General features: G+C 66.9%; 27 protein-coding genes. All 27 read right to left on the reverse strand.

Annotated elements, in window-relative coordinates:
• Positions 1 to 32: 32 nt before the first annotated feature.
• Entirely contained in the window at positions 33 to 686 is a 654-nt protein-coding gene (locus SNR22_RS11545) for an adenylate kinase (protein WP_320066512.1), read from the reverse strand.
• Complete coding sequence (gene secY / locus SNR22_RS11550) at positions 687 to 2015, reverse strand: preprotein translocase subunit SecY (RefSeq protein ID WP_320066513.1); 1329 nt, start codon at positions 2013 to 2015, stop codon at positions 687 to 689.
• Between the two features lie 233 nt (positions 2016 to 2248).
• The gene (gene rplO, locus SNR22_RS11555) at positions 2249 to 2692 is read right to left on the reverse strand and encodes a 50S ribosomal protein L15 (RefSeq protein ID WP_320066514.1); all 444 of its coding nucleotides are present in this window, start codon (positions 2690 to 2692) and stop codon (positions 2249 to 2251) included.
• Complete coding sequence (gene rpmD / locus SNR22_RS11560) at positions 2692 to 2874, reverse strand: 50S ribosomal protein L30 (protein ID WP_161685884.1); 183 nt, start codon at positions 2872 to 2874, stop codon at positions 2692 to 2694. Before rpmD ends, rplO begins: the two co-directional genes overlap by 1 nt.
• A complete protein-coding gene (gene rpsE / locus SNR22_RS11565) occupies positions 2874 to 3488 on the reverse strand; it encodes a 30S ribosomal protein S5 (protein WP_320066515.1) in 615 nt (204 codons plus the stop codon). The genes rpmD and rpsE overlap by 1 nt, the downstream gene beginning before the upstream one ends.
• A gap of 32 nt (positions 3489 to 3520) precedes the next feature.
• Positions 3521 to 3898, reverse strand: a complete 378-nt coding sequence (rplR, locus tag SNR22_RS11570; protein ID WP_413775623.1) for a 50S ribosomal protein L18 — start codon at positions 3896 to 3898, stop codon at positions 3521 to 3523.
• An 8-nt stretch (positions 3899 to 3906) separates the two neighbouring features.
• A complete protein-coding gene (rplF, locus tag SNR22_RS11575) occupies positions 3907 to 4449 on the reverse strand; it encodes a 50S ribosomal protein L6 (protein WP_320066517.1) in 543 nt (180 codons plus the stop codon).
• 16 nt (positions 4450 to 4465) lie between these two features.
• Entirely contained in the window at positions 4466 to 4873 is a 408-nt protein-coding gene (gene rpsH, locus SNR22_RS11580) for a 30S ribosomal protein S8 (RefSeq protein ID WP_320066518.1), read from the reverse strand.
• Positions 4874 to 4991: 118 nt separating this feature from the next.
• On the reverse strand, positions 4992 to 5177 hold the full coding sequence (locus tag SNR22_RS11585; RefSeq protein WP_320066519.1) for a type Z 30S ribosomal protein S14: 186 nt from the start codon (positions 5175 to 5177) through the stop codon (positions 4992 to 4994).
• A 2-nt stretch (positions 5178 to 5179) separates the two neighbouring features.
• A complete protein-coding gene (gene rplE, locus SNR22_RS11590) occupies positions 5180 to 5749 on the reverse strand; it encodes a 50S ribosomal protein L5 (protein WP_320066520.1) in 570 nt (189 codons plus the stop codon).
• Positions 5749 to 6069, reverse strand: coding sequence for a 50S ribosomal protein L24 (gene rplX / locus SNR22_RS11595; RefSeq protein ID WP_320066521.1), 321 nt, complete (start codon positions 6067 to 6069; stop codon positions 5749 to 5751). Before rplX ends, rplE begins: the two co-directional genes overlap by 1 nt.
• Positions 6066 to 6434: a 50S ribosomal protein L14 gene (gene rplN / locus SNR22_RS11600; protein ID WP_023358185.1), complete on the reverse strand. Its 369-nt coding sequence runs from the start codon at positions 6432 to 6434 to the stop codon at positions 6066 to 6068. The genes rplX and rplN overlap by 4 nt, the downstream gene beginning before the upstream one ends.
• A gap of 97 nt (positions 6435 to 6531) precedes the next feature.
• On the reverse strand, positions 6532 to 6810 hold the full coding sequence (gene rpsQ, locus SNR22_RS11605; protein WP_320066522.1) for a 30S ribosomal protein S17: 279 nt from the start codon (positions 6808 to 6810) through the stop codon (positions 6532 to 6534).
• Positions 6807 to 7043 carry a 50S ribosomal protein L29 gene (rpmC, locus tag SNR22_RS11610; RefSeq protein ID WP_320066523.1) on the reverse strand — a complete coding sequence of 79 codons (237 nt, stop codon included), beginning with the start codon at positions 7041 to 7043 and terminating at the stop codon, positions 6807 to 6809. Before rpmC ends, rpsQ begins: the two co-directional genes overlap by 4 nt.
• Positions 7043 to 7468, reverse strand: a complete 426-nt coding sequence (gene rplP / locus SNR22_RS11615; protein ID WP_320066524.1) for a 50S ribosomal protein L16 — start codon at positions 7466 to 7468, stop codon at positions 7043 to 7045. The genes rpmC and rplP overlap by 1 nt, the downstream gene beginning before the upstream one ends.
• A 3-nt stretch (positions 7469 to 7471) precedes the next feature.
• Positions 7472 to 8353, reverse strand: a complete 882-nt coding sequence (gene rpsC, locus SNR22_RS11620; RefSeq protein ID WP_320066525.1) for a 30S ribosomal protein S3 — start codon at positions 8351 to 8353, stop codon at positions 7472 to 7474.
• Entirely contained in the window at positions 8353 to 8811 is a 459-nt protein-coding gene (gene rplV / locus SNR22_RS11625; protein WP_320066526.1) for a 50S ribosomal protein L22, read from the reverse strand. Before rplV ends, rpsC begins: the two co-directional genes overlap by 1 nt.
• A gap of 40 nt (positions 8812 to 8851) precedes the next feature.
• Positions 8852 to 9133: a 30S ribosomal protein S19 gene (gene rpsS / locus SNR22_RS11630; RefSeq protein WP_091627706.1), complete on the reverse strand. Its 282-nt coding sequence runs from the start codon at positions 9131 to 9133 to the stop codon at positions 8852 to 8854.
• A 12-nt stretch (positions 9134 to 9145) separates the two neighbouring features.
• Positions 9146 to 9985, reverse strand: a complete 840-nt coding sequence (gene rplB, locus SNR22_RS11635; protein WP_320066527.1) for a 50S ribosomal protein L2 — start codon at positions 9983 to 9985, stop codon at positions 9146 to 9148.
• A gap of 12 nt (positions 9986 to 9997) precedes the next feature.
• Positions 9998 to 10300, reverse strand: coding sequence for a 50S ribosomal protein L23 (rplW, locus tag SNR22_RS11640; protein WP_320066528.1), 303 nt, complete (start codon positions 10298 to 10300; stop codon positions 9998 to 10000).
• The gene (gene rplD, locus SNR22_RS11645; protein ID WP_320066529.1) at positions 10297 to 10974 is read right to left on the reverse strand and encodes a 50S ribosomal protein L4; all 678 of its coding nucleotides are present in this window, start codon (positions 10972 to 10974) and stop codon (positions 10297 to 10299) included. Before rplD ends, rplW begins: the two co-directional genes overlap by 4 nt.
• Entirely contained in the window at positions 10971 to 11636 is a 666-nt protein-coding gene (gene rplC / locus SNR22_RS11650; protein ID WP_320066530.1) for a 50S ribosomal protein L3, read from the reverse strand. Before rplC ends, rplD begins: the two co-directional genes overlap by 4 nt.
• Before the next feature lie 11 nt (positions 11637 to 11647).
• A complete protein-coding gene (rpsJ, locus tag SNR22_RS11655) occupies positions 11648 to 11956 on the reverse strand; it encodes a 30S ribosomal protein S10 (RefSeq protein ID WP_007073037.1) in 309 nt (102 codons plus the stop codon).
• Between the two features lie 356 nt (positions 11957 to 12312).
• Entirely contained in the window at positions 12313 to 13506 is a 1194-nt protein-coding gene (tuf, locus tag SNR22_RS11660; RefSeq protein WP_320066532.1) for an elongation factor Tu, read from the reverse strand.
• A 217-nt stretch (positions 13507 to 13723) separates the two neighbouring features.
• Positions 13724 to 15820 (reverse strand): elongation factor G, encoded by a 2097-nt coding sequence (gene fusA / locus SNR22_RS11665; protein WP_320066533.1) that lies wholly within the window; start codon positions 15818 to 15820, stop codon positions 13724 to 13726.
• A gap of 77 nt (positions 15821 to 15897) precedes the next feature.
• On the reverse strand, positions 15898 to 16368 hold the full coding sequence (gene rpsG / locus SNR22_RS11670; protein WP_320066534.1) for a 30S ribosomal protein S7: 471 nt from the start codon (positions 16366 to 16368) through the stop codon (positions 15898 to 15900).
• 1 nt (position 16369) lies between these two features.
• Positions 16370 to 16744, reverse strand: coding sequence for a 30S ribosomal protein S12 (gene rpsL, locus SNR22_RS11675; protein ID WP_320066535.1), 375 nt, complete (start codon positions 16742 to 16744; stop codon positions 16370 to 16372).
• Between the last annotated feature and the right edge of the window lie 53 nt (positions 16745 to 16797).

Raw genomic sequence — 16797 nt, forward strand, 5'->3', positions numbered from 1 at the left:
TCGCACTCTATCCGCCGGAGTCCCGGCAGTCGTCAGCCGCCGTACGAGCGCAGGGCGTCGATGGCGCGGACGGTGACGTCCTCCACCGGGCCGGTGGCGTCGATGCCCACCAGCTTGCCCTGGGCGCCGTAGAAGTCCACCAGCGGCGCGGTCTTCTCGGCGTACTCCCGCAGCCGGGCGGCGATGGTCTCCGGCTTGTCATCGTCACGCTGGAACAGCTCCGCGCCGCAGCGGTCGCAGATGCCCTCCCTGGTCGTCGCGTCGAACTCGACGTGCCAGATCTTGCCGCAGCCGCGACAGGTACGCCGGCCGGAGAGCCGCCGGATCACCTCGTCGTCGTCGACGACCAGTTCCAGCACCAGCTCCAACGCGGTGTCGAGGTCGGCCAGGAGCTTGTCCAACGCGGCAGCCTGCGGAGTGGTGCGCGGGAAGCCGTCGAGCAGGAAGCCCTCGCCCGCGTCCGGCTCGGCGAGCCGGTCCCGGACCATGTTGATGGTCACCTCGTCCGGAACCAGCTTGCCGGCGTCCATGTAGCGCTTGGCCTCAACGCCCAGCGGCGTGCCCTGGGAGACATTCGCCCGGAAGATGTCACCGGTCGAGATCTTCGGCACCGAGAGGTGAGCGGCGATGAACTCCGCCTGTGTGCCCTTGCCCGCACCCGGCGGGCCAACCAGAACGAGTCGCATCTACCGCAGGAACCCTTCGTAGTTCCGCTGCATGAGTTGGCTCTCGATCTGCTTCACGGTCTCCAGACCGACGCCGACCATGATGAGCACAGCGGTGCCGCCGAACGGGAAGTTCTGGAACTGCTGGTTGTTCAGCCAGATGAAGAAGAAGTTCGGCAGGACCGCCACGATGCCCAGGTAGAGCGCGCCAGGCAGGGTGATCCGGCTGAGGATGAAGTCGAGGTAGTCGGCGGTCGGCTTGCCGGGGCGGATGCCCGGCACGAAGCCGCCGTACTTCTTCATGTTGTCCGCGACCTCGGTCGGGTTGAACGTGATCGAGACGTAGAAGTACGTGAAGAAGATGATCAACATGAAGTAGAGCACGATGTGCGCCGGGCTCGACGGGTCGACCACATTGTTCTGGATCCAGGCCTGGGTCTTGCCCGGGTTGTTCTGGTCGAAGAACTGGAGCGCCAGCTGCGGCAGGTACAGCAGCGACGAGGCGAAGATGACCGGGATGACACCCGCCTGGTTGACCTTCAGCGGGATGTAGGTCGAGGTGCCGCCGTACATCCGCCGGCCGATCATCCGCTTGGCGTACTGCACCGGGATCCGGCGCTGCGCCTGCTCGATGAAGGTGACTGCGGTGATGACCACCAGGACCAGCGCGAGCACCAGGAAGAACTTGCCCCAGCCCTGCTGAGTCTTGATCTTCCAACCCTCGGCGGGCAGACGCGCCGCGATCGAGGTGAAGATCAGCACCGACATGCCGTTGCCGACGCCCCGGTCGGTGATCAGCTCGCCGAGCCACATCACCATGCCCGTGCCTGCGGTCATCGTCATGACCAGGATGCTCAGCGTCAGCCAGTTCGGGATGCCGGTGCCCTCGGGGACGATCGGGAACTGGTCGCACTTGTTCTGGAAGAGCTGCCCGGAGCGGGCCAGCGCCACGAACGCCGACGACTGGAGGATGCCCAGGCCGAGGGTGAGGTAGCGGGTGTACTGAGTGATCTTCGCCTGGCCGGCCTGACCCTCCTTGCGGAGCTGCTCCAACCGTGGGATGACCACGGTGAGCAGCTGCAGGATGATCGACGCGGTGATGTAGGGCATGATGCCCAGCGCGAAGACGGAGAGCTGGAGCAGCGCCCCGCCAGAGAAGAGGTCGAGCAGGTTCAGCACCCCAGTGTTCGCACCCTGGATGGTGTCGAGGCACTTCTGCACGTTGCCGTACGAGACGCCGGGGCTGGGCAGAGTCGCGCCGAGCCGGTAGACCGCGATGATGCCTACCGTGAACAGCAGCTTCTTGCGCAGGTCAGGCGTACGGAACGCACTGAGAAAGGCGGACAGCAACTTCTTCCTCCTGCGCGAGGCGGGCCGCCGGTAGTGGTCCCTGGCGGTCGGGGTGGGTGCCGGGCGAGTGCCCGATATCCATGCTGGGATGGGACTCTAACAGCCCGATCCCGGTCCGGGCAGGTGTGCCCGGCTACATAAACCGAATCCGATATTACCCGGTGCACACGTTCCCGGTAGACCACGGCGCCCGCCCAGTCATGGACAACTGAGCGGGCGCTGTGGTTCCTGCCCTACAGCTCGGTGACGGAGCCACCGGCAGCGGTGATCTTCTCCTTGGCCGACGCGCTGAAAGCCTGCGCCGACACCTGGAGGGAGACGCCGTTCAGGTCGCCGGTGCCGAGGACCTTGACCGGGTGGCCCTTGCGGACCGCCCCGGCCTCGACCAGCTCCAGCGGGCCGATCTGGCCGCCGTTCGGGAACAGTTCGGCGAGCTTGTCCAGGTTGACCACCTGGAAGACCACCTTGAACTTGTTCTTGAAGCCCTTCATCTTCGGCAGTCGCATGTGGATGGGCATCTGCCCGCCCTCGAACGCCGCCGAGATGTTCTTGCGGGCCTTGGAGCCCTTGGTACCGCGACCGGCGGTCTTGCCCTTGGAGCCCTCGCCGCGACCCACACGGGTCTTCGCGGTCTTGGCACCGGGCGCCGGGCGCAGGTGGTGGACCTTGATCGTCATTACTCGACCTCCTCGACCTTCACGAGGTGGTTGACCGCGAAGATCATGCCCCGGATCTCCGGCCGGTCTTCCTTGACCACCACGTCGTTGATCCGCTTGAGACCGAGCGAACGCAGCGACTCACGCTGGTTGTGCTTGGTCCCGATCACGGACCGGAGCTGGGTGACCTTCAGGCGAGCCATCAGGATGCCACCCCCGCCCGCGACGCCAGCATGGCGGCCGGCGCAACGTCCTCGACCGGCAGGCCACGGCGGGCCGCGACGGCCTCCGGGGACTCAAGCCCCTTCAGCGCCGCCACCGTGGCGTGCACGATGTTGATCGGGTTCGACGAGCCAAGGCTCTTGGAGAGCACGTCGTGGATACCCGCGCACTCCAGCACGGCACGCACCGGGCCACCGGCGATGACGCCCGTACCGGCCGAGGCCGGCTTGAGCAGCACCACACCTGCGGCGGCCTCACCCGTGATCGGGTGCGGGATCGAGTGACCGATCCGCGGCACCTTGAAGAAGTGCTTCTTGGCCTCCTCGACACCCTTGGCGATCGCCGCGGGCACCTCCTTGGCCTTTCCGTAGCCCACGCCGACGGTGCCGTCGCCGTCGCCAACGATCACCAGGGCGGTGAAGCTGAAGCGACGACCACCCTTCACGACCTTGGCGACCCGGTTGATCGCGACGACCCGCTCGAGGTGCGGGGTCTTCTCGACGGGCGCGTTTCCGCGGCCGCCCTCACGGCGGTTGTCGCGGCGACCACCCTCGTTGCCACCGGACCCGCCGCCACGGCGCTGTTGACCTGGCATCAGCAGCCTTCCTCTCTCTCGTGACGGGGTTTCTAGAACTCGAGCCCGGCTTCGCGGGCGGCATCGGCAAGCGCGGCGACCCGCCCCGCGTACCGGTTGCCACCGCGGTCGAAGACGACCTTCGAGACGCCGGCGGCCTTGGCACGCTCGGCGAGTAGGGCGCCCACCTTGCCTGCCAGGGCGCTCTTGTCGCCCTCGGTGCCGCGCAGCGAGCCGTCCAGGGTCGAGGCCGACGCCAGGGTGTGCCCCTTGGTGTCGTCCACGATCTGGGCGACCATGTGCCGCAGCGATCGGGTGACGACCAGGCGCGGACGCTCGGCGGTTCCGCTGACGTTCTTGCGGACCCGGAAGTGTCGACGCGCACGGCCGATGGCGCGCTTGGCGGCAACGCCGCGGCGGCGCTTGAGCAGCGTGGCGCTCACTTCTTACCTGCCTTTCCGGCCTTGCGGCGGATGATCTCGCCCTGGTACTTGACGCCCTTGCCCTTGTAGGGCTCCGGCGGGCGGATCTTCCGGATGTTGGCGGCGACCTCGCCGACCTGCTGCTTGTCGATGCCGGCCACGTGGAACACGGTCGGCTTCTCGACCGTGAAGGTGATGCCGTCCGGCGCGGGGACCAGCACCGGGTGCGAGAACCCGAGCGCGAACTCCAGGTCCTTGCCCTTGGCCGTGACCCGGTAACCGGTGCCGGCGATCTCCAGGCTCTTGCGGTAGCCCTCGGTCACACCGACGATCATGTTGGCGACCAAGGTACGGCTCAGGCCGTGCAGCTCCTTGGCCTTGCGCTCGTCGTTCGGCCGGTTAACGTGCAGCTGGCCGTCCTCGGCCCGCTCCGCGGTGATCGGCTCGGCGAGGGTATGTGCCAGCTCGCCCTTCGGGCCCTTGACCTTGACGGTCTGGCCGTCGATCGTGATGTCGACGCCGGCGGGCACCGGGATCAACTTACGTCCAATACGCGACATTTCTACCTGTCTCCCGTTACCAGACGAAGGCGAGGACTTCCCCGCCAACGCTCCGCTTGCGGGCCTGCCGGTCGGTGAGCAGCCCCTGGGACGTCGAAATGATCGCCACGCCCAGCCCGCCGAGCACCCGCGGGAGCCCGTCCGACTTGGCGTACACCCGGAGACCGGGCTTGGACACACGCTTGATGCCGGCCAGGCTCCGCTCGCGGCTCTGGCCGTACTTCAGCTCGACGACCAGTCGCTTGCCTACGGCGCCCTCTTCGGGCTCCTCGACCGACCAGGTGGCGATGTAACCCTCGGTCTTCAGGACCTCGGCGATGTTCGCCTTGATCTTGGAATAGGGCATCGTCACCTGGTCGTGGTACGCCTGGTTGGCGTTACGCAGACGCGTGAGCATGTCTGCGATCGGGTCGGTCATCGTCATGGATTTCGTCAGCCTTTCTCGCCGGGGTTCCCGGGGCGGTGAGCCCCGGGCCTACGGCGAAGAGCAATACGTGATCGGTGCAAGGGAGCCCCGGCCTGCAGCCGGAGCGCGGTCGCCCTTACCAGGATGCCTTGGACACGCCCGGCAGTTCACCGCGGTGGGCCATCTGCCGGATGCAGATCCGGCAGAGACCGAACTTGCGGTAGACCGCCTTGGGGCGCCCGCACCGCTGGCAGCGGGTGTACGCGCGAACCGAGAACTTCGGCTTCGCAGCCGCCTTGAGGATCAGCGCCTTCTTGGCCATTCTCAGTTCTCCTTGAACGGGAAGCCCAGGAGCTTGAGCAGCGCCCGGCCATCGTCGTCGGTCGTGGCGGTCGTGACCACCGTGATGTCCATGCCCCGCTGACGATCGATCTTGTCCTGGTCGATCTCGTGGAACACCGACTGCTCGGTCAGACCGAACGTGTAGTTGCCGTGCCCGTCGAGCTTGCGCCCGTCCAGACCGCGGAAGTCGCGGATACGTGGCAGCGCGATCGACAGCAGCCGGTCCAGGAACTCCCACATCCGGTCGCCGCGAAGGGTGACCTTCGCACCGATCGGCATGCCCTCGCGGAGCTTGAACTGCGCGATGGACTTGGTCGCCCGCCGCACCTGAGGCTTCTGGCCGGTGATGGTGGCCAGGTCGCGGACGGCGCCGTCGATCAGCTTCGCGTCCCGGGCGGCCTCGCCGACACCCATGTTGACGACGATCTTGACCAGCCGCGGCACCTGCATGGGGTTGCCGTAACTGCGCTGCTCCTGCAGCTTGGCCACGATCTCGTTGCGGTACCGCTCCTTGAGGCGCGGCATGGTCTTGGTTTCGGTAGCCGTGCTCATCACAGGTCCTTACCGGTGCTACGCGCGATGCGGACCTTCTGGCCGTTGTCGTCGAATCGGTACCCGACGCGGGTCGGGTTCCCCTCGGAGTCCAGGACCTGCACGTTGGAGACGTGGATCGGGGCTTCCTGGGTGACGATGCCACCGGTCTTGGCGCCACGCTGGGTGGTGCTGATACGGGTGTGCTTCTTTACCCGGTTCACGCCCTCGACCAGGATCTTGTCCTGCCGCGGGTAGGCCGTGATGACCTTGCCCTTGGCACCCTTGTCCCTACCGGCGATGATGACGACCGTGTCGCCCTTCTTGACCTTCACGGTCACAACACCTCCGGCGCGAGGGAAATGATCTTCATGAACCGCTTGTCCCGCAGCTCCCGACCCACCGGGCCGAAGATACGGGTACCGCGCGGGTCCCCGCCGTCCTTGATGATGACGGCGGCGTTCTCATCGAAACGAATGTACGAGCCGTCCGGCCGCCGACGCTCCTTGGCGGTGCGGACGATAACGGCCTTGACCACATCGCCCTTCTTCACACCGGCACCCGGGATCGCGTCCTTGACCGTGGCCACGATGACGTCGCCGATGCTCGCGTAGCGCCGACCGGAGCCACCGAGGACCCGGATGCACAGGATCTCCCGGGCACCCGTGTTGTCGGCGACGCGCAGTCGCGACTCCTGCTGAATCACGTCTATCTCCTATGTCTGCCGGTTCTCCGGCCGCTTGCCGCGGCCGGAGCCTGGCGGAACCTGCGCCCGGCTGAAGCCGGGCGAGATCGAGCCTTCGCTACTTGGCCTTTTCCAGGATCTCCACGATCCGCCAACGCTTGGTGGCGGACAGCGGCCGGGTCTCCATGATCGTGACCCGGTCGCCGATGCCGGCGGCGTTCTGCTCGTCGTGCACCTTCAGCTTGCGGGTACGGCGCATGATCTTGCCGTACAGCGCGTGCCTGACCCGGTCCTCGACCTCGACCACGACGGTCTTGTCCATTTTATCGCCGACCACGAGGCCCTCACGCACCTTCCGGCGGGCCCGCTCGTCGGCGGTGGTGGTGTTCTCGCTCATGATGCAGTCACCTCAGTCGGCGCGGCCGAGAGACCCAGCTCGCGCTCACGCATGATCGTGTAGATCCGGGCGATCTCCCGGCGGATGACCTGCAACCGCCGGTTGTTGTCCAGCTGCCCGGTTGCGCCCTGCACGCGGAGGTTGAACAGCTCCGCCTTGGCCTCGCGCAGCTTCGTGACCAGCTCCTCGTCGGAGTGCTCACGCAGCTCGGAGGCCTTAACGCCCGCTGCCATCAGGATTCACCCACTTCGCGCGTAACAATTCGGCACTTCATTGGGAGCTTGTGGATCGCGCGACGCATAGCCTCTCGCGCGATCTGCTCGTTGGGAAAGGACATCTCGAAGAGAATCCGTCCCGGCTTCACGTTGGCGACCCACCACTCGGGCGAGCCCTTGCCGGAACCCATCCGGGTCTCGGCCGGCTTCTTGGTCAGGGCCTGGTCGGGGAAGATCTGGATCCAGACCTTACCGCCACGCTTGATGTGGCGGGTCATCGCGATACGCGCCGACTCGATCTGCCGGTTGGTCACGTACGCCGGCTCTAGAGCCTGGATCCCGAACTCGCCGAACACCACGCGGTTGCCACCCTTGGACGCGCCACTGCGGTCCGGGTGGTGCGGCTTGCGGAAGCCCTTCGGGGGCTTGCGCGGCATCAGCATCTGTCAGCCCTCCTGCTGCGTTTCTGCCGGCTGAGTAGCGGCCGGAGCGGACGCGGTCGCGGCGAGAGCACCGGCGTCAACCGGCTCGCCGCTCGGCGTCTCGGCCTGCTGCGCGATGGTGGTCGCAGCAGCCCGGCCGGCCTCGGTGCCACCGGCGGTCGTACCGGACGAGCCGGACCGGCCGCGGCGCGGCCGCTCGGGGCGGTCGCCACGGTCACGGCGCGGACGCGACGGCGCCTCGGCCGGGGTCTCCCGACCCGGAACCGCGTCACCCTTGTAGATCCACACCTTCACGCCGATGCGGCCGAAGGTGGTACGGGCCTCGAAGAAGCCGTACTCGATGTTGGCCCGCAGCGTGTGCAGCGGAACCCGACCCTCGCGGTAGAACTCCGTCCGGCTCATCTCGGCGCCGCCGAGGCGACCCGAGACCTGAACCCGGATGCCCTTGCAGACCGGGTTCTTCATCGCCGACTGCATCGCCTTGCGCATCGCCCGACGGAAGCTGACCCGGCTGGAGAGCTGCTCGGCGACGCCCTGGGCAACCAGTTGCGCGTCCGACTCGGGGTTCTTCACCTCGATGATGTTCAGCTGCACCTGCTTACCGGTGAGCTTCTCCAACTCGCCGCGGATCCGGTCGGCCTCCGCACCCTTACGGCCGATGACAATGCCCGGCCGGGCGGTGTGGATGTCGACGCGGACCCGGTCCCGGGTGCGCTCGATGTCGACCTTGGAGATGCCGGCGCGCTCGAGCCCCTTGGACATCATTCGGCGAATCTTGACGTCCTCGCCGATGTAGTCCTTGTAGAGCTTGTCCGCGAACCAGCGGGACTTCCAGTCGGTCGAGATGCCGAGCCGGAACCCAGTGGGGTGAACCTTCTGACCCATTACTCGGCACCCTCCGTCTTGCTATCCGTCTCAGCGGTCTCTGCCTGCTGCGCCGGCGCGGCCTTCTTCGCCGCTGCCTTCTTCGGCGCGGCCGGCGCGACCGCCTCGACCGCCACGGTGATGTGGCACGTCCGCTTGCGGATCCGGTACGCCCGGCCCTGAGCCCGCGGCCGGAACCGCTTCATCGTCGGGCCCTCGTCCACGAACGCCTCGCTGACGAGCAGCGCATCGGGGTCCAGCCGCTCGTTGTTCTCCGCGTTGGCAATCGCGCTCGCGAGCACCTTGTACACCTGCTCGCTCGCAGCCTGCGGCGCGAACTGCAGCACCGTAAGCGCCTCCTTCGCGGGCAGGCCGCGGACGAGGTTGACCACCCGGCGCGCCTTCATCGGCGAGATGCGCACGTGCCGCGCAATCGCCCGCGCGCCCGGCAGCACCGGAGCGTCGCCCTTTCCTGGCATCGCTGTAACCCCTTGTTCCTCTATCCGTATGCCCGCGGCGTCAGCGCCGGCGGCTCTTCCGGTCGTCCTTCTCGTGACCCTTGAACGTGCGGGTCAGCGCGAACTCGCCGAGCTTGTGCCCGACCATCGCCTCGGTGACGAACACCGGGACGTGCTTGCGTCCGTCATGCACGGCGATCGTGTGACCGAGCATGTCGGGGATGATCGTCGAGCGCCGCGACCAGGTCTTGATTACGTTCTTCGAGCCCTTGTCGTTCTGCGTCTCCACCTTCTTGAGCAGGTGGTCGTCGACGAACGGGCCCTTCTTCAGGCTGCGAGGCATGTCTTATCTCCCTCAGCCGCGCTTACGCGTGGCGTAGCGGCGGCGAACGATCAGCCGGTCACTCGGCTGGCCCTTGCGACGGGTGCGGCCCTCGGGCTTACCCTGCGGGTTGACCGGGTGACGGCCACCGGAGGTCTTACCCTCACCACCACCGTGCGGGTGGTCGACCGGGTTCATGGCGACGCCACGGACGGTCGGGCGCCTGCCCTTCCACCGCATCCGGCCGGCCTTGCCCCAGTTGATGTTCGACTGGTCGGCGTTGCCGATCTCGCCGACGCTCGCGCGGCAGCGCACGTCGACCCGCCGGATCTCGCCGGACGGCAGACGGAGGGTGGCGTACGCGCCCTCCCGGCCGAGCAGCTGGACGCCGACGCCGGCCGAGCGGGCCATCTTGGCGCCGCCACCCGGACGAAGCTCCACGTTGTGGATCGTCGTACCGACCGGGATGTTACGCAGCGGCAGGTTGTTGCCCGGCTTGATGTCGGCACCCGGACCGGACTCGACGGCGTCGCCCTGCTTCAGGTCCTTCGGCGCGATGATGTATCGCTTCTCGCCGTCGGCGTAGTGCAGCAGCGCGATGCGCGCGGTGCGGTTCGGGTCGTACTCGATGTGGGCGACCTTCGCCGGGATACCGTCCTTGTCGACCCGCTTGAAGTCGATCAGACGGTACTGGCGCTTGTGACCACCACCGTGGTGCCGCGTGGTGATCCGGCCGTGGGCGTTACGCCCGCCCTTCTTCGGCAGCGGAGCCAGCAGCGACTTCTCAGGCGTCGACCGAGTGATCTCGGCGAAGTCGGCGACGCTGGAGCCACGACGGCCCGGCGTCGTCGGCTTGTATTTACGGATAGCCATTGTCTACACCCCTCAGCTGACCGGGCCGCCGAAGGCCTCGATACGGTCACCGTCAGCCAGCTTCACGATCGCCCGCTTGGTCGCCTTGCGCTGACCGAAGCCGGTCTTGGTGCGCTTGCGCTTACCCTGGCGGTTGAGCGTGTTGACCGTCAGGACGCGGACGTTGAAGATCTGCTGAATAGCGATCTTGATCTCGGTCTTGTTCGCGTCCGGGTGCACCAGGAAGGTGTACCAGTTCCGGTTCAGCTCGCTGTAGCTCTTCTCCGAGACGACCGGCGCGAAGATTACGTCACGCGGATCGGCGATCGTGCTCACTTGCCACCCTCCTCGGTGGTCTCGGCGGGCTCGGTCGCCCGGCCGACTACCGTCGGCAGCCCCAGGAACTCGTCCAGGGCGTCCTTGGTGAAGACCACGTCGTCGGCCACCAACACGTCGTACGTGTTGAGCTGGCCGGCCTCGATCAGGTGCACCCGCGGCTCGTTGCGCAGCGACACCCAGTTCAGCTCGTCGGTGCTGCTCAGCACGACCAGGGCCCGACGGGCCTCGGTCAGCTTGACCAGCGTGGCCAGGGCGGCCTTGGTCGACGGCTTCTCGCCCGAGACGAACGCCTCGACGACGTGCACCTGGCCGGCGCGGGCCCGGTCGGAGAGGGCCCCGCGCAGGGCGGCGACCTTCATCTTCTTCGGGGTGCGCTGGCTGTAGTCACGCGGCACCGGGCCGTGAACCACGCCGCCGCCGGCGAACTGCGGGGCGCGGATCGAGCCCTGACGGGCGCGACCGGTGCCCTTCTGCTTGTACGGCTTCCTGCCGCCGCCGGCGACCTCGCCGCGGGTCTTGACCTTGTGCGTGCCCTGCCGGGCCGCCGCGAGCTGGGCCACCACGACCTGGTGCATCAGCGCGAGGTTCGCCTGGACGTCGAAGATGTCGGCCGGCAGCTCGACCGAGCCGCTCTTGGCGCCTTCGACGTTGAGGACGTCAACGGTGGTCACTTGGCCACACCGCCCTTCTTCACCTTGATCTTGGCCGCGGTGCGGACCAGGACCAGCGCGCCCTTCGGGCCGGGAATGGCACCGCGGACGAGCAGGAGGTTGTTCTCGGTGTCGATCGCCTGGACGGTCAGGTTCTGGACGGTGTAGCGCACGCCACCCATCCGGCCCGCCATCCGGGTGCCCTTGAAGACGCGACCCGGGGTGGCGCAGGCGCCGATCGAGCCGGGCGAGCGGTGCTTGCGCTCGACACCGTGGCTGGCGCGCAGACCGTGGAAGCCGTGCCGCTTCATCGGGCCGGCGTAGCCCTTGCCCTTGGTCCTGCCGGTGACGTCGATGCTGACGCCGACCGGGAACTCCTCGACCGTGACCTCTTGGCCCAGCGAGTAGTCCGCAGCGTCCATGGTGCGCAGCTCGACGATGTGCCGGCGCGGTGCCACGTCCGCCTTCGCGTAGTGCCCGCTGACCGGCTTCTTCACCTTGCGCGGGTCAATCGTGCCGTACGCCAACTGGACTGCGGAGTAACCGTCCTTGTCGGCGTTACGAACCTGGCTGATGACGCAGGGGCCGGCCTGAACCACGGTTACCGGAACAACGCGGTTGTTGTCCCAGACCTGGGTCATTCCGAGCTTCGCGCCCAGGATCCCCTTGACTTGCCTGTCCATTTGTCCGGTCCCTACAGCTTGATCTCGATGTCGACGCCAGCCGGCAGGTCGAGGCGCATGAGCGAGTCGACCGTCTTCGGAGTCGGGTCGATGATGTCGATCAGCCGCTTGTGCGTGCGCATCTCGAAGTGCTCGCGCGAGTCCTTGTACTTGTGCGGCGAGCGGATAACGCAGAAACGGTTGATCTCCGTGGGCAGCGGCACCGGGCCCGCGACCTGCGCCCCGGTGCGCGTCACCGTCTCGACGATCTTCCGAGCCGAGGAGTCGACGACCTCGTGGTCATAGGCCTTGAGCCGGATGCGGATCTTCTGTCCCGCCATGGTGGCTTCTGTTCCTTCTCTCGATGCCGCTGTGTTGCGGGCGCCTGCGCCGGCTGGCACAGGCCCACTTTCGCCGACCCCCGCGGTCGGGCGTGTCGCGCCCTCGGACCAGGCTCCGCCCCGGGACTCCGGAGCTCTACTGACCGCGCGGTGGGTCAGGACGCCGATCGCGTCACCACGACCCGGACGCCGTGCGAGGGTGGTTGGCCACCAAGGGCATGCCAACCACCCTACGCGCGAAGGTTCAACGACCCGGAGGTCCAGCGCGAACGCCGGACGCGGGCGACGAACTGTCGGTACGCAACCTGACTAGTATGCCCCACTACCGGCGGCGACGCTAATCGGGGTTACCCAGCTCACTTGATGATCTTGGTGACGCGACCCGCGCCGACCGTACGGCCACCCTCCCGGATCGCGAACTTGAGGTTGTCCTCCATCGCGATGGGCTGGATCAGGTTGACGGTCATCGTGGTGTTGTCGCCCGGCATGACCATCTCGGTGCCCTCGGGCAGCGTGACGACGCCGGTGACGTCCGTGGTCCGGAAGTAGAACTGCGGACGGTAGTTCTGGAAGAACGGGGTGTGCCGGCCGCCCTCCTCCTTGGAGAGGATGTAGACCGTCGCCTCGAACTCGGTGTGCGGGGTGTTGGAACCCGGCTTCACCACGACCATGCCGCGCTCGACCTCGTCGCGCTTGGTGCCACGCAGCAGCAGGCCGACGTTCTCGCCCGCGCGGGCGTCGTCCAGGGTCTTCCGGAACATCTCGATCGCGGTGACCTTGGTCTTGAAGCCCTTCTCCTTGATACCGACGAGCTCGACATCCTCGTTCGGCAGGAGAACGCCGCGCTCGACTCGACCGGTGACGACGGTGCCACGACCGGTGATCGTGAAGACGTCCTCGACCGGCATCAGGAACGGCTTGTCGATCTCGCGATCCGGCTGCGGGATCGCGGTGTCGACCGCGGCCATCAGCTCCAGGAGTCGACCGGTCCACTCGGGGTCGCCCTCGAGGGCCCTCAGCGCCGAGACCCGCACGACCGGCAGGTCGTCACCCGGGTACTCCTGCGAGGAGAGCAGCTCGCGGACCTCGAGCTCGACGAGCTCCAGGAGCTCCTCGTCGTCGACCATGTCGCTCTTGTTGAGCGCCACGACGATGTACGGCACACCGACCTGACGGGCCAGCAGCACGTGCTCACGGGTCTGCGGCATGGGGCCGTCGGTCGCCGCGACCACCAGGATCGCGCCGTCCATCTGGGCGGCACCGGTGATCATGTTCTTGATGTAGTCGGCGTGCCCGGGGCAGTCGACGTGTGCGTAGTGCCGCGACTCAGTCTGGTACTCGACGTGTGAGATCGAGATCGTGATGCCGCGGGCCTTCTCCTCCGGCGCCTTGTCGATCTGGTCGAACGGCGTGTAGGGGTTCAGGTCCGGGTACTGGTCGTGCAGCACCTTGGTGATGGCCGCCGTCAGCGTCGTCTTACCGTGGTCGATGTGACCAATGGTGCCGATGTTGACGTGCGGCTTAGTCCGCTCGAACTTAGCCTTCGCCACTGGTGTCCTCCTGTGGACTTCTTGGTTCATTCGCCCCGGTGCGCCAGGTCGGCGCTTAGGACTCTGTCGACAGCTTTTCCGGCCTTACGGCCGGAATGCTTGGTGGGTTCTGCGGCGGTGAAGCCTACAGGCCCGGTCTCACGCAGTCCGATCGAGGTGGCCGCGGGCGAGATGCCCTCCCGCGACCAGCCTCGGACCATCGATCATCAGATGAGCGTCACTCACCCGTCGCCTTGGCGATGATCTCCTTCGCCACGCTCTGCGGAACCTCGGCGTAGGAGTCGAACTGCATGCTGTAGCTAGCCCGGCCCTGGGTCTTCGACCGCAGGTCGCCGACGTAGCCGAACATCTCCGACAACGGCACCAGGGCCTTCACGATGCGGGCGCCGCTGCGCTCCTCCATCGCCTGGATGATGCCGCGGCGGGAGTTGAGGTCGCCGATGACGTCACCCATGTTCTCCTCAGGAGTGGTGACCTCAACAGCCATCATCGGCTCAAGCAACGCCGGGTCGGCCTTGCGGGCCGCGTCCTTCATCACCATCGAGCCGGCGATCTTGAATGCCATTTCCGACGAGTCGACCTCGTGGTACTGGCCGTCCAGCAGGGTCAGCTTGACACCGACCAGCGGGAAGCCGGCGAGGATGCCGTACTGCATGGCGTCCTGCGCACCCGCGTCCACCGACGGGATGAACTCCCGGGGGATGCGGCCACCGCTGACGGCGTTCGCGAACTCGTAGGTCGGCGAGTCGTTCTCCAGCGGCAGCGGCTCGATGCTCACGATGACCCGCGCGTACTGGCCAGAACCACCGGTCTGCTTCTTGTGGGTGTACTCGACCTTGTCCACCTTGCGGCGGATGGTCTCGCGGTACGCCACCTGCGGCTTGCCGACGTTGGCCTCGACGTTGAACTCACGCCGCATCCGGTCGACCAGAATGTCCAGGTGCAGCTCGCCCATACCGGAGATGACCGTCTGACCGGTCTCCTCGTCCAGCCGGACGCGGAAGGTCGGGTCCTCCTCAGCCAGCCGCTGGATGGCCGTACCCAGCTTCTCCTGGTCGGACTTGGTCTTCGGCTCGATCGCCACCGAGATGACCGGCTCCGGGAAGGTCATCGACTCCAGGATCACCGGGTTCGCCGGGTCGGAGAGCGTGTCACCGGTGGTGGTCTGCTTGAGACCCTGCACCGCGATGATGTCGCCGGCCTGCGCCGACGGACGCTCTTCCCGCTTGTTGGCGTGCATCTGGTAGATCTTGCCGATCCGCTCCTTGCGGTCCTTGGTGGAGTTGACCACCTGGGAACCGGATTCGAGCGTGCCGGAGTAGACCCGGACGTAGGTGAGCTTGCCGAGGTGCTTGTCCGTCTGGATCTTGAAGGCCAGGCCCGCGAACGGCTCCGACTTCGACGGCAGCCGCTGCACGGGCGTCTCGCCGTCGGTCGCGGTGCCCTCGATCGCCGGAACGTCCAAGGGCGACGGCAGGAAGTCGACCACGGCGTCGAGCATCGGCTGGACGCCCTTGTTCTTGAACGCCGAGCCGCAGAGCACCGGGTTGGCCTTGCCTGCGATGGTGGCGCGCCGAATCGCGGCCTTGATCTCCTCGACGGAGATCTCCTCGCCTTCCAGGTACTTCTCCATCACCGCGTCGTCGACGTCGGCCAGGGTCTCCATCAGCGTCTCGCGCCACTCGGCCGCGGAGTCGGCCAGCCCGGCCGGGATCTCCTCGATCGTGTAGTCGTCACCCTTCTGGGTCTCCCCACGCCAGGTGAGGGCGCGCATGCCGATCAGGTCGACGACACCGATGTGGTCGACCTCGAGCCCGATCGGGATCTGGAGCACCAGCGGGGTGGCGTTGAGCCGGTCGATCATCATCTGCACACAGCGGAAGAAGTCGGCGCCGGTCCGGTCGAGCTTGTTGACGAAGCACATCCGCGGGACGTTGTACTTGTCGGCCTGCCGCCAGACGTTCTCCGTCTGCGGCTCCACGCCGGCAACACCGTCGTAGACCGCGACCGCACCGTCCAGTACCCGCAGCGACCGCTCGACCTCGACCGTGAAGTCGACGTGGCCGGGCGTGTCGATGATCTGGATCGTGTGGCCCTTCCACTCACACTTGGTAGCAGCGGAGGTGATGGTGATACCACGCTCCTGCTCCTGCTCCATCCAGTCCATGACGGCACCGCCGTCGTGGACCTCACCGATCTTGTACGTGATGCCGGTGTAGAAGAGGATCCGCTCGGTGGTGGTGGTCTTACCGGCATCGATGTGCGCCATGATGCCGATGTTGCGTACGTTGGCGAGCGCGTCTGCGGCGGCCACTTCAATCCCTACTTATCGTCGTCTCGACACAACTGGTGGCGGTTCCGGCGCCCCGAGAGGCGCCGGAACCAGGTGTGTTACCAGCGGTAGTGCGCGAAGGCCTTGTTCGACTCGGCCATCTTGTGCGTGTCCTCGCGGCGCTTCACGGCGGCACCCAGACCGTTGCTCGCGTCCAGCAGCTCGTTCATCAGCCGCTCGATCATGGTCTTCTCGCGCCGGGCCTTGGAGTAGGTCACCAGCCAGCGCAGCCCAAGGGTGGTCGCGCGGGTCGGGCGAACCTCGACCGGCACCTGGTAGGTGGCGCCACCTACCCGGCGGCTACGAACCTCGAGGGTCGGCTTGACGTTGTCCATCGCCCGCTTGAGGGTGACGACCGGGTCGGTGCCGGACTTCTCGCGGCAGCCCTCCAGGGCGGCGTACACAATACGCTCGGCGAGCTGACGCTTGCCGCGCATAAGGATCTTGTTCACCAACTGGGTGACCAACGGCGAGTTGTACACCGGGTCAGCGACCAGCGGCTTCCGCGGAGCGGGTCCCTTACGCGGCATCTCAGCTCTTCTCCTTCTTCGCGCCGTAACGGCTGCGCGCCTGCTTGCGGTTGCGGACACCCTGGGTGTCCAGCGAACCGCGAACGATCTTGTAACGCACGCCGGGGAGGTCCTTCACCCGGCCGCCGCGGACGAGCACGATCGAGTGCTCCTGCAGGTTGTGACCCACGCCCGGGATGTAGGCGGTCACCTCGATCTGGCTGCTGAGCTTGACACGCGCGACCTTGCGGAGCGCCGAGTTCGGCTTCTTGGGGGTGGTGGTGTACACGCGGGTGCACACCCCGCGCCGCTGAGGACTGCCCTTCAGCGCCGGGGTCTTCGTCTTGGTCGTCTTGGCCTTGCGGCCCTTTCGGACCAGCTGCTGGATCGTGGGCACCGGGTTTCTCCGCTCCCTTCGGCCGCCATTCGCGGCCGCGCCGTCTGCTCGTA

The sequence above is a fragment of the Micromonospora sp. RTGN7 genome (assembly GCF_033804645.1).
Lineage (GTDB): Bacteria > Actinomycetota > Actinomycetes > Mycobacteriales > Micromonosporaceae > Micromonospora.